Below are 11,964 nucleotides of genomic sequence, written 5' to 3' on the forward strand. Positions count from 1 at the left end.
AGGGGATTGCATCCGGTTCATCGCGGAAATCTCTATCTGCGCCCCATGCCGTAGGCGGGGTGACGTTTACGGTGCTTCACCACCGTGACCCGGATCGCATCTTCCGGTAAGATCCTGAAATGAATCTGGTAGGGAAAACGCTTCATCAGGGAACGCCGGATATCGTCACGAACCACCATCCAACGCTCGGGTCGCGCAGCGATCATCAGGACCTGTCGCTCGAATTCATCGATGAAATCATGCCCGAGATGCCCGGAGCAGCTCTCGTAGTGATCACGGATCTCTTCCAATTCGATTGCGACCGCAGGGTGATATTCCACCCTCATGAGCGCAGACGCTGCATCAGTTCCTGATGCGAGAGTGGGGTCACTGCTCCTGCTTCGATCTCAGCGTCGCGTCGGAGTGCGAGTTCGATGGCGTCGTCGTCACTCATTTCGTCATCCAGCCCGGGGTCTCCGATGCTTTCCCAGAGGGATGCCGCCAAAAGAGCACGCTCGCGGGTCGGCAGGCGCAGTGCTTCAGGTGCAATCTGATCGATTCCCATGTCCGAACTTGGACCGGATTCCCGTTCGGGGAAAGCCGCAATTCTCCCGGGATCATGCAGGGAAGGCTTGGGTTCCCGTTGAAATCAGACAGCGGGGGAGGCAGGATGCTGCCATGAGACTTTTCTCTCTTTGCCTTCTCCTGATCATCGCCGCTCCCGCCGCGCTTCGTGCGCAGTCCCAGCAGGAGATGAATGCGGAAGCCGCGGAGAGCTTCAGGAAGGCGGACAAGGAACTCAACGAGGTGTATGTGAAGGTCGTCGCGAACCTCGATGACCAGGCAAAGGAAAACCTGAAGAAGTCCCAGCGCGCGTGGGTCGCCTGGCGCGATGCCGAGGCCGCCTTCCGCGCCGATGCGGAGGCGCGCGGCGGCAGCATGTGGCCACTCGTCCACGAGGGCGTCCGCAGCCGCCTCACGAAGGAGCGGGTGAAGGGACTGAAGGAACTGCTTCTGAAAGAAAAGTGACCCTCAATCGAACGAAGTCGGCAGGTCCGGGTTCGCGGCGTGGAGGAAGGCGTGGGTAATGTAGTGCTCCGCCGCGCGGTGCGGGCAGAGATCGGGCAGGGCATCCGGGAGGAACCAATCCGCGCCGTCCGTCTCGAGGGAAAGCGTGAGCTCGCCGCCGGTGGCTTCGCAGAGGAAGAGGAGCTTGTAGACGTGCTCCGGTTGGCGCGGGTGGCCTTGCCGGTCCTTGTCCCAGCAGGCGATGAGCTTCTTCACCGTGACCACGATGCCGGCCTCCTCCAGCACCTCGCGGGCGGCATTCTCGGCCGGGCTGGCATTGAGGTCCGCCCATCCGCCGGGGAGCGTCCATTGGCCGGTGCTCGACTCGCGCACGAGCAGGATCTCGCCGTCCTGGATCACCGCCGCGCGCACGTCCACCTTCGGCGTCGCGTAGCCGAATTCCACCGGCCAGGTGAACTCCCGCTCCTCCGCGCCGAGCAGCTCGGAGGCGATCTCGTGGAGCCGCTTGTAGCGCTCCAGATCGTAGGGGCCGTCCGAGTAGCGCAGGCCCGCCTCGGCCATCGATTTCAGTTCGCGGCTGACTTCCAGCAGGTCCTTCGGCATGGCCGTGAAGCTACCGGAGGTGCGGAAAACTTCACTCCCGAATTTGCCGGTGAGCGGTTAGATTCTTCTGTTCCTTCAAGCCAAAACTCGCCGGGCAAGTCCTAACCTCCGATCACCCAATCCTTCGGAGCCTTGAAGCCCTCGCGACCCTCGCCATAGGGCCCCACGCCGGGCTTTTGCCAGCTTCCAAATTCCCGCAGCAGCTTGCGCAGCTCGGCCACCTTCTCCGGGTGCTTCGCGGCCACGTCCTTCGCTTCCTTCACGTCGGTGGACAGGTCGTAGAGCTCGAAGGTGGCCTTGGCCCCGGGTTCCTCCGCGAAGAAATCACCATGCGCGACCAGCTTCCAGGAGCCGAGGTGCACGGAAGCGTGTGCCTGCGCGTCCTGATGGATGTAGGAAAACCACGGCCGCTCCGGCACCGGCTTGCCCTCGCGCAGGGCGGGGAGGAAGTCGATGCCGTCCAGATTCTCCGGTGCCTTCACGCCTGCCGCCGCGAGCACGGTCGGCAGCACGTCGATGTAGCCGATCCTCTCGTCAAAGCGCTTCCCGCCGCTCACACCGCCCGGGGCCAGCGCATCGCCGCGCACGAGCGGGTGCCGCCTTCGTACACATTCAGCTTCGCCCCGCGGTAGGGGGCATTGCTGCCGCCGGCCCGGGGGATGCCGCCATTGTCGCTGAAGAAGAGCACCAGCGTGTCCGCCGCGTCCGGCCGAGCCTCCACGGCGGCGAGCACCTGCCCGATCGCCCGGTCCATCGCGTGGACCATGGCCGCATAGACCCGCTTCTTCGGCCCGAGGCCGGAGAACTTCGCCAGATCCTCCTCCTTCGCCTGCATCGGCGAGTGCGGGGCATTCAGCGGCATGTAGAGCAGCCACGGCTTTTCATCCGGTGCCTCGCGGACGAAGCGCGCCGCCTCCGCGCCGATCAGGTCGGTCGCGTAGCCTTCCTCCTTCACCGTCTTCTCGCCGCGGTGCCAGTCGGTCTCGCCGTCGCGCTCATGGGTGAAGTAGTCGATCGCCCCGTTGTAGTGACCGTAGAAGCTCGTGAAGCCGCGGGCGAGCGGGAGGAATTCCTTCCTGGCGTGGCCGAGGTGCCACTTGCCGGTGATCCCGCGCGGCCCGTAGCCCGCCGGGGCCAGCAGCTCGGCCATCGTTTTTTCTTCCGCAGGGAGGCCGTATTTCGACCACGGAGGCACCACCGCCCGCATCATGCCGTAGCGCAGCGGCCACCGGCCCGTCATCAGGCCCGCGCGGGTCGGCGAGCAGATCGGCGCGGCGCGGAATCCGGTGAGGTTCACCCCCGTCGCGGCCAGCCGGTCGAGATTCGGCGTCGGGATGGTGCCGCCATTGAAGCCTACATCCGCGTAGCCCAGGTCATCGGCCAGGATCACCAGTACGTTCGGCTTCTCCGCCGCGGTCACGGCTGCCCCGGAGGCCAGCAGGAGCAGCCCCACGCCGAGGGTGCGGAGCAGGAGGGAGGGCCAGGTGGAGCGTTTCTTCATGCCTCTGGATTTCATGGAGCGGGCGGTTGTTCCGATCTTGCCACGGAATTGAACATCCCCGGCGGAAAATTCGACATTTCCACCCGCGGGTAGCTGGCCTAGGGAAAGGCCCATGCATCCTTTCCTCGACGAGGGTTTTCATGTCCGTTGGTCCACACTCGTGCCGGAGGCGGTCGAGCCCGACATCCGCAAGGCACTCGAAATCGCCAAGGCAAACCTCGACGCCGTCTGCGCCGTCACGCCCGCCGAGGCCACCTATGAGAATACCTTCGGTGCCTTCGAGAAGGCCAGCGACCTGCTGAGCCTCGGCTGGGGACGCCTGAATCACCTCGACTCCGTCTGCGACGAGCCCGCCCAGCGCGCGGCGCTGAATGCGATGCTGCCGGAGGTGTCCGAGTTCTTCGCCTCCATCCCGCTCAACGAGAAGCTGTGGGCCGTGCTGAAGGCCTTTGGCGAATCGCCCGCCGTGGCCGCCCTCGGTCCGGTCGAGAAGCGCTTCGTCGAGGAGACGATGCTGGATTTCGTCCAGTCCGGTGCCGACCTGCCGGAGGACCAGAAGGCCCGCGTGGCCGCCGTGGAAGCCGAGCTTTCCAAGCTGACGAAGCAGTACTCCGAGCACGTGCTCGACGCCACGAATGCGTGGGACCTGCTGATCGAGGACGAGTCGAAGCTCGCCGGCCTGCCTGCCTCGGCCAAGGCCGCCGCGCTCGCGAATGCAAAGGCCAAGGGCCTCGCCACCGACGAGAAGCCCGCCTGGCGCTTCACGCTGCAGATGCCGTCGATGTTCCCGCTGATGCAGCACCTCGATGACGAGGGCATCCGCCGCCAGGTCTGGGAGGCCTCCGTGAAGGTGGCGGGCGAGGGCGAGCTGGATAACACGCAGCTCGTCTGGGAAATCCTGAAGCTCCGCAAGGAGAAGGCCGCCATCCTCGGCCACGATCACTTCGCCGATCTCACCCTGCAGCGCCGCATGGCCCGCAATGGCGCGACCGCGCTGAAATTCACGGAAGACCTGCACGACCGCATCGAGGCCCCCTTCCAGGCTGAGTATCGCTCGCTCTGCGACTACAAGGGCAAGAAGACCGGCGAGCCCGTCGATGGCCTCCAGCCATGGGAATTCGCCTACTGGTCCGAGAAGCGCCGCCAGGAGGAGTACGACCTCGATGACGAGGCCCTGCGCCCGTACTTCCCCGTTGATCGCGTGATGAGCGGCATGTTCGACCTCTGCTCGCAGCTCTTCGGCATCACGATCCACGAGCGCGAAGCGGCCTATTTCGAGCGCGGCTCCGACTCTCAATCCTCATCGGACTCCCAACTCCCCGAGGTCTGGCATCCGGAGGTGAAGTTCTACGACCTGCTCGACACAAAGTCCGGCGAGCACCTCGGCTCCTTCTACGCCGACTGGCACCCGCGCGAGTCGAAGCGTGGCGGCGCATGGATGAATTGCCTCTTCACCGGTCATCCTGGCGGCAATGGCGCGGCGCGCGAGGCCCACCTCGGCCTCATCATCGGGAACATGAGCCCGCCGGTGGATGGCAAGCAGGCATTGCTCACCCACGGCGAGGTCGAGACGATCTTCCATGAATTCGGCCACCTCCTCCACGGCCTGCTGAGCGATGTATCGGTGCGTTCGCTCGCCGGCACGAATGTCCCTTGGGACTTCGTCGAGCTGCCCTCGCAGATCATGGAGAATTTCTGCTGGGACCGCCGCTCGCTCGACTACTTCGCAAAGCACCACGAAACCGGCGCGACCATCCCGGACGATCTCTACGACCGCATGATCGCGGCGAAGAACTACATGAGCGCCACCGGCTTCATGCGCCAGCTCGCCTTTGGCAAGCTGGACCTGGAGCTCCACACGAGCCTCGACCGCTACGTCGGCCGGGATCTGGACGAGGTGGACCGCGAGATCCTCTCCAGCTACCGCGTGCCGATGAAGACGGACTCGCCGAGCATGGCGCGCCGCTTCAATCACCTCTTCAGCTCGCCGACCGGCTACGCCGCGGGCTACTACTCCTACAAGTGGGCCGAGGTGCTGGACGCCGATGCCTTCACCCGCTTCCAGGAGAATGGCGTGATCGATCCGGAATCCGGTGCGGACTTCCGCGAGCACATCCTTTCGAAGGGGAACTCCGAGCCGGTGGACGAGCTCTTCCGCCGCTTCATGGGCCGCGATCCCGAGCTGGAGCCGCTGCTGCAACGCTCCGGCCTGGCCGGAGCCGCGATGGTGGATGGCAGATCGGAGATCGCAGATGAAAGGCAAGAGGCAGGGGTGTGACCCGGCCTTGAGGAAACATCTGCCATCTACAGTCCACCATCTCCCATCTTCATGGCGCGCTCCGGTATCCTCTATCTTGTCTCCGGCCCTTCGGGGTCCGGGAAGTCCACGCTTTGCCGACGGCTTGCCGCCGAGGGTGAGGCGGAGTTTTCCATCTCCTGCACCACCCGCCAGCCCCGGCCCGGCGAGACGCATGGGAAGGAGTACTTCTTCCTCACCATGGAGGAGTTCGAGGCCAAGGTGGCGGCGGGGGATTTCCTCGAGCACGCGTTGGTCCACGGGAACCGCTACGGCACCCTGCGCAGCGAGGTGGTGGAGCGCCTCGCCGCGGGCACGGATGTGGTCATGGACATCGACGTCCAGGGCGCGGGCCTGGTCCGCTCCTGCGATGACCCGGCGATCCGCGCAGCCCTCGTTGATCTCTTTGTCATGCCGCCGGATGAGGATGAGCTGGCCTCCCGCCTCCGCGGCCGCGGCACGGATAGCGACGACGTCATCGCCCTGCGCCTGCGGAATGCCATCGACGAGATGCACCACTGGCCTGCGTACAGCTACCGCCTCCTCTCCGCCACGCCGGAGGAAGACTACGTGAGATTCAAGTCCCTCCTCACCGGCGAGCGCCTGCGCGTCTCCCGGCTGCGGGAGGCGTGACCTCGGCTCGGGGGCCATTCGATTCCTTCGATGTTTCGCGATCCCGGGTTGGCACCCCGGTGGGTTGTTCGCGCCCTGACGGACGTTGATCCCGGAGCGCGTGCGTGAAATTGCGGAGGCGCATGCTGAGATCCACAATTGACACCCAAGGGCTTTTGTTTGATTTCCGCTCTGTTGAGATTCGTTCTCAACTAAAGATCCTTCCATATGAAAGCCATCCACGCTTCGCCCTCCTTGCCTCACTTCCGCCGCCGGTCGCTCCGCTGGCAACTGGGGATCACGGCCCTCGCCACCGGTCTCGCCTGCGCGCAGACCACCCCGGAAGCACCTGCCGCTGAGGCGAATGCAGTGCAGGAGCTTGAGGAGATGACGGTGGAAGCGAGCGCCGATGCCAGCGCCGACGGCCTGATCGAGGCCTATGCCGGTGGACAGATCGCTCGCGGCGGCCGCGTGGGCCTGCTGGGCGCGCGGGATTACATGGAGACGCCCTTCACGCTCACGAGCTACACGGAGGAGCTGATCGAGAACCAGCAGGCGCAGAGCGTCGGCGACGTGCTGCTGAATGACCCTGCCGTGCGCGTCACGCGTGGTTTCGGGAATTTCCAGCAGACCTACATGGTCCGCGGCTTGCCGGTGTATTCGGACGACATGACCTTCAATGGCCTCTACGGCATCCTGCCGCGCCAGCACCTGGCGGCCGAGCTGGTGGAGCGCGTGGAGGTCTTCCGCGGTGCGAGTGCTTTCCTGAATGGCGCGGCCCCCGGCGGCAGCAGCCTCGGCGGCACCGTGAACGTGCTGCCAAAGCGCGCGGGCAATGACCCTCTCACCAGATTCACCACCGGCATCCAGACCGGCGGCCAGCTTTACGGGGCGGTGGATGCTTCCCGCCGCTTCGCGAATGACAGCTTCGGCGTGCGTCTGAATGGCGTGCTGCGCGACGGCGATACCGCGGTCGATGGCGAGTCGGTCTCGCTCGGGATGGTCGCCCTCGGCCTCGACTGGCGGGGCGAAAACGTGCGCGTCTCCGCGGATATCGGCTTCCAGGATCTGAAGCGCGACGCCACCCAGCCGAGCATCACCATGGGTGCCGGCATCCCGGTGCTGCCCGCTCCCTCGGCATCTCGCAGTGTGGCCCAGCCGTGGACCTACGCGAACGACAAGAATTTCTTCGGCGTCCTGCGCGCGGAGTACGACTTCAGTGAAAACTGGACCGCGTGGGCGGCCATCGGCGGGCGCGATGGCGAGGAGGACAATTCCTTCGCAAACCCGACCGTGACCGCGCTGAACGGTGCGACCACCACCACCCGCTTTGACAATACCCGTGAGGACTCCGTGCTCACCGGCGAGATCGGCATCCGCGGGAAATTCGAGACCGGCCCGCTGAAGCATCAGGTCAGCCTCTCCGCCACCGCCTACGAGCTGGAGGAGAAGAATGCCTTCGCCTTCTCGGACTTCGCTGGCTTCCCCGGCAGCATCTACCTGCCCACGCCCGTCGCGCCGCCACCGGCCACCGCCTTCCTCGGCGGGGTGCTCGGTTCGCCGCGCGTCACGGAGGAGACGAATACCAGCAGCGTGGCCCTCGCGGACGTGATCTCGATGTTCGATGACCGCCTCCTCCTCATCGCCGGTGCCCGCTACCAGGAGATCGAGACCCACAGCTACAATCCCACCACCGGAGCGCTGACCGCGGCCTACTCGGACGAGGAAGTCACCCCGATGGGCGGCATCCTCTACCGCATCACGCCGAATGTCTCGACCTACGTGAACTACATCGAAGGCCTCACCAAGGGCGACATCGCCCCGCTGGACATCGGCGGCACGCCGGTCAGCAATGGCGGCCAGGCGCTCGCACCCTACGTGACGCAGCAGATCGAGGCGGGCGTGAAGTTTGACTTCGACTGCGTCGGCGGATCCATCGGCGTCTTCCAGAGCGAGAAGCCGATCGCGGGTCTGAACTCGGCGGGCATCTATGACGTGCTGCGCGACCAGACCTACCGTGGCCTGGAGATCTCCGCCTTCGGCGAGCCGATGGACGGCGTGCACGTGCTGGGTGGCGTGAGCTTCCTGGACACCGAGAAATTCGGCGCGGACCAGATCGGTGCTCCCGCGGCGCAGGGAACCTTTGGCGCGGAGTGGGACCTGCCCTTCCTGCCCGGCGTGACGGTGGATGGCCGCGTGATCTATACGAGCTCACAGTACGCGGACAATGCGAACACCCAGAAGGTGCCATCGTGGACGCGCTTCGATGCCGGCGTGCGCTACACCACGGAGCTCTCCGACGGCAATGCGCTGACACTCCGCGCCCGCGTGGAGAACGTGGCGGATGACGACTACTGGGCTTCCGCCGGTGGCTTCCCCGGCTACGGCTACCTCACGGTCGGCGCGCCGCGGACGCTGGTCTTCTCGGCCTCGTACGAATTCTGATCCACCCTGCCAGACCGTCACCGGCATCGTGCGAAAGCTCTTCTGGAAACTCCACTCCGTGGTCGGCCTTATGGCCGGCCTCGGGCTGCTGGTGATCGGCATCACCGGCAGCCTGCTGGTCTTCCATCAGGAGTTGGACGCGGTCATCAGCCCGGAGGCCACGCGCGTGGAGCCGGTGCCGGAGGGGCGGATGCCTTTGGAAAAGCTCGTCGTCGCGGTGGAGCAGCAGGTGCCCGGTCATGGGGTCACCGGCTGGGAACTCCGCCGCGATGACCCGCGTGCCGCGGAGGGTGCCTACGTGATGCCCCATGGCACGCGCGACTGGCACTGGGTCACGGTGGACCCGTATCGCGGCACGGTGCTGAGCCGCCCGCGCGATCACGATGCGACGTTGAAGGGCTGGCTGCTGGAGCTGCACAAGGAGTTCTTCCTCCACGACATCGGCATCGCAGTCACCGGCCTACTGGGCGTGGCGCTGTGTTTCCTCGGCGGGTCCGGGCTGTATCTCTACCGGCGCTTCTGGAAGTCGCTCTTCCGCCTGCGGCTAAAGTCGAGCTTCCGGATGCTCAGCGGGGACTTCCACCGACTCGTCGGCGTGTGGTCCACGGGTTTCAATCTGCTCCTGGGATTCACCGGCGCGTATTGGAATGTCTCACACACCATCGAGCACCTGGTGGAGCCGCATCACGATGCCGCGGATGAGGTGCTGTTTTACGAGAAGCTGTTTTCCTCCGAGCTGCCGATCGAGGCGATGCTGACGGATGCGAAGAAAGAGATCCCGGGATTCGAGGCGCGCTACGTTTCGTTGCCCTGGGCTCCGGGTGGCCCTTTCACGCTGTGGGGATCCGCCGAAGACGCCGCGTGGTTCCGCAGCGAGTATGGCTCGCAGGTCGCCTTTGACTCGAAGACCGGCGCGGTGATCTCAAAGCACGATCTCACCAAGGACGGCTGGTGGACGCAGGTGGTGGACTCCTTCGAGCCGCTCCACTTCGGGAACTTCGGCGGGCTGACCTCGAAGATCCTCTGGTCCGCCGCCGGTCTCGCCCCTGCGCTGCTCTGCCTCAGCGGCATGGCCATCTGGTGGCAGCGGCACAGGAAACCCGGTGCGTCTCCCGCCGCGAAGGGGAGGAAATGAAATGGCCCCGGGCATCGCCCTGGCCTTCATACATGCTTCCATCCGCAGGCAGGCTCACCGTTGCTCTACCTTGATCGTGACATTCTGCTTGCCGCCGTTGCGCTTGTCGGTGGCGATGAGGATGTGGTTGCCGGGCTTGAGCTTCACCATGGCTTCCGCTCCACCGGCAGATACCTCGAGCGTGTCGCATGACCAATCCGCCTGGCCGGGGAGATTCGTGGCGAGGTGGAGCGTGCCGCCATTCGGGAGTTCCGGGTCGAGCTGGTAGGTCATGCCATCGCGCGGGGCGAGGATGCGCAGCGGCGATTCCGCAGGCATGCCCTTGTCGAGGGCGTAGGCATTCCGCTTCCGGTTGTGCGACGAGGAGAACCACTCCGAGTATGATGAATCCAGTAGCACGTGCCCGGAGGCGTCCCGGTCCGCGGCGGAGGCGAAGAGCGGCATCCGGTCTGCTGGGACCAGCGTCGCCGGGCCGGGAGCATTCGTCCTCTTTCCCGTGAGCGGATCGATGGAGACTTCCACCAGTCCCTCCGGCCGCTCCAGCCATTGTGGCGCGTGATTGCGGTGCAGCCTCAGCATCGCGCGATGGAAGATCGGCCCCGCGCCCGCGACGCCGGACACGCCTTTCATGGGCGAGTTGTCGAAGTTCCCCGCCCACACGCCCACGGTGAAGTCCCGGGTGAAGCCGACGCACCAGTTGTCGCGGAAGTCGGACGAGGTGCCGGTCTTCGCCGCGCAACGGAAGGGCAGCTCCAACGGCCCGCCACGGCCGAAGGCGGGCGCACGCGCGATGGGATCGGACAGGATGTCCGCGATGAGATAGCAGGAGGCGGGCGACATCGGATGGGAGACGGGATCGTGCTGCTTCTCCATCCAGAGCTTCCACGGCAGGTGCCGGCCTTCCTCCGCCAGCGTGGCGTAGGCATTCGTCAGATCCAGCAGCCGGACCGGCGCGCTGCCGAGCGTGAGGCCCAGCCCGTAGGGCGAGGCGTCCGGGCCCACCGACAGCACGCCCATGCCCGAGAGGAGATCATTCAGCGGCCTCGGACCGCCGAGGTCATTGAGCGCGCGCATGGCGGGCACATTCAGCGAGCAGGCCAGCGCCTCGCGCACGCTGACGGGGCCGCGGAAGGTGCGGTCGTAGTTCTCCGGCGCATCGAGGCCCTCTTTCGTGCGGAAGCGCGTGGGGATGTCCGCGACGATCGCCGCCGGATGCAGCCCGCCCTTGTCAAAGGAGAGCAGCCACGTGAAGGGCTTCAGCGCAGAGCCGGGAGAGCGCAACGTGAGCGCGCCATTGATCTGTCCGCCATTCGGGTCGCGCCAATTGCCGGACGAGACCAGCGCGAGGATCTCGCGGGTCCGGTTGTCCAGCACCACCACCGCGGCGTGCTTGATGTGCGAGCCGGACAGCTTCGCCAGTTCCTCTCCGACGATGCTTTCCACGTCGCCCTGGATTCCCGCATCGATGGTCGTCAGCGAGCGGGGAGAGGGCTGGCCATTTTCAAAGGACGGCAGCCACGGCGCGAGGTCCCGCGTGGTCAGGGGGCGCAGGGCGACGGGTTCCGCCCGTGCTGCGGAAATACGAGAGGCATCGTAGTTCTTCGCGAGTCGGTCGAGGACCATGCCGCGACGGACGAGCGCGCGCTGCGGGTGCCGGACCGGGTTCAGCCGGCTCGGTGCCTGCGGCAGCCCGGCGAGCAGGGCGCTCTCCGCGAGCGAGAGATCGGAGAGCGGCTTTTGGAAATAGAAGCGCACCGCCTCCGCCGGGCCGGTACGATGGTTGCCGTAGGGCAGCCGGTTGAGATAGGCGGTCAGGATCTGCTCCTTGCTCCACTTCATCTCCAGATGCCGCGCGAGCAGGGCCTCGCGGACCTTCGTGCGCAGGTCCCGCTTCGCGGGAGGCGATGTGAGCTTGATGAGCTGCTGGGTGATGGTGGACGCGCCGGAGACCGCGCGACCGTGGACCACGGCATCCTTTGCCGAGCGGGCGGTGGCGAGCAGGTCGATCCCGCCGTGATCGTGGAATCGCTTGTCCTCCGCAGCGATGGTGCAGGCGATCAGATCCGCGGGGATTTCTTCGAGCGTCACCGGAGAGCTGCGCGTGTAGTCGGGCAGCACCAGGTGGTGCAGCGGCCTGCCACCGCGGTCGAGCAGCACCGGCGATGCGGGTGCATCCGTCAGCCCGGCGGGCAAGGGGACGCACCACGGCAGCACGTACCACGCGAAAAGCCCGGCCGCCGCCATCGCCGCGGGGATCGCGACGCGCTTGCGACGAAGGAGACGGCGGGCTTTCATGATTGGTGGAGTATTCGAACGGGCGGTTGAAGTATGCTCCGGCTGGGATGGGATGCTTTGGCCGCACCC

The 11,964-nt window shown here is 65.8% G+C and carries 11 protein-coding genes; 5 read left to right on the forward strand and 6 right to left on the reverse strand.

What is annotated here, in order from left to right; all coding sequences use genetic code 11:
• Window positions 1–32: 32 nt before the first annotated feature.
• Window positions 33–326, reverse strand: a complete 294-nt coding sequence (locus tag OKA04_RS05350) for a type II toxin-antitoxin system RelE/ParE family toxin (protein ID WP_264500103.1) — start codon at window positions 324–326, stop codon at window positions 33–35.
• Window positions 323–544, reverse strand: coding sequence for an addiction module protein (locus tag OKA04_RS05355; protein ID WP_264500104.1), 222 nt, complete (start codon window positions 542–544; stop codon window positions 323–325). Before OKA04_RS05355 ends, OKA04_RS05350 begins: the two co-directional genes overlap by 4 nt.
• Before the next feature lie 113 nt (window positions 545–657).
• Between OKA04_RS05355 and OKA04_RS05360 the strand changes: the two genes are divergently transcribed.
• A complete protein-coding gene (locus OKA04_RS05360) occupies window positions 658–1,008 on the forward strand; it encodes a lysozyme inhibitor LprI family protein (protein WP_264500105.1) in 351 nt (116 codons plus the stop codon).
• Window positions 1,009–1,011: 3 nt separating this feature from the next.
• Here the strand turns inward: OKA04_RS05360 and OKA04_RS05365 are convergent, their stop codons facing one another.
• From OKA04_RS05365 to OKA04_RS05375, 3 genes are all read right to left on the reverse strand, one after another.
• The gene (locus tag OKA04_RS05365) at window positions 1,012–1,611 is read right to left on the reverse strand and encodes an NUDIX hydrolase (RefSeq protein WP_264500106.1); all 600 of its coding nucleotides are present in this window, start codon (window positions 1,609–1,611) and stop codon (window positions 1,012–1,014) included.
• Between the two features lie 101 nt (window positions 1,612–1,712).
• Complete coding sequence (locus OKA04_RS05370; RefSeq protein ID WP_264500107.1) at window positions 1,713–2,198, reverse strand: sulfatase/phosphatase domain-containing protein; 486 nt, start codon at window positions 2,196–2,198, stop codon at window positions 1,713–1,715.
• On the reverse strand, window positions 2,165–3,112 hold the full coding sequence (locus OKA04_RS05375; protein ID WP_264500108.1) for a sulfatase-like hydrolase/transferase: 948 nt from the start codon (window positions 3,110–3,112) through the stop codon (window positions 2,165–2,167). The genes OKA04_RS05370 and OKA04_RS05375 overlap by 34 nt, the downstream gene beginning before the upstream one ends.
• Before the next feature lie 112 nt (window positions 3,113–3,224).
• On the opposite strand from OKA04_RS05375, the gene OKA04_RS05380 reads away from it, so the two are divergent.
• The 4 genes from OKA04_RS05380 to OKA04_RS05395 all read left to right on the forward strand — a co-directional run bounded on the left by OKA04_RS05380 (window position 3,225) and on the right by OKA04_RS05395 (window position 9,600).
• Window positions 3,225–5,390 carry a M3 family metallopeptidase gene (locus OKA04_RS05380; RefSeq protein WP_264500109.1) on the forward strand — a complete coding sequence of 722 codons (2,166 nt, stop codon included), beginning with the start codon at window positions 3,225–3,227 and terminating at the stop codon, window positions 5,388–5,390.
• A 51-nt stretch (window positions 5,391–5,441) separates the two neighbouring features.
• Window positions 5,442–6,041: a guanylate kinase gene (gene gmk, locus OKA04_RS05385; protein ID WP_264500110.1), complete on the forward strand. Its 600-nt coding sequence runs from the start codon at window positions 5,442–5,444 to the stop codon at window positions 6,039–6,041.
• 207 nt (window positions 6,042–6,248) lie between these two features.
• Window positions 6,249–8,465 (forward strand): TonB-dependent receptor, encoded by a 2,217-nt coding sequence (locus OKA04_RS05390; protein WP_264500111.1) that lies wholly within the window; start codon window positions 6,249–6,251, stop codon window positions 8,463–8,465.
• Between the two features lie 28 nt (window positions 8,466–8,493).
• Window positions 8,494–9,600 carry a PepSY-associated TM helix domain-containing protein gene (locus OKA04_RS05395; RefSeq protein WP_264500112.1) on the forward strand — a complete coding sequence of 369 codons (1,107 nt, stop codon included), beginning with the start codon at window positions 8,494–8,496 and terminating at the stop codon, window positions 9,598–9,600.
• Window positions 9,601–9,654: 54 nt separating this feature from the next.
• Here the strand turns inward: OKA04_RS05395 and pbpC are convergent, their stop codons facing one another.
• Window positions 9,655–11,895: a penicillin-binding protein 1C gene (gene pbpC / locus OKA04_RS05400; protein WP_264500113.1), complete on the reverse strand. Its 2,241-nt coding sequence runs from the start codon at window positions 11,893–11,895 to the stop codon at window positions 9,655–9,657.
• Window positions 11,896–11,964: the final 69 nt, after the last annotated feature.

This window comes from Luteolibacter flavescens (assembly GCF_025950085.1).
Lineage (GTDB): Bacteria > Verrucomicrobiota > Verrucomicrobiia > Verrucomicrobiales > Akkermansiaceae > Haloferula > Haloferula flavescens.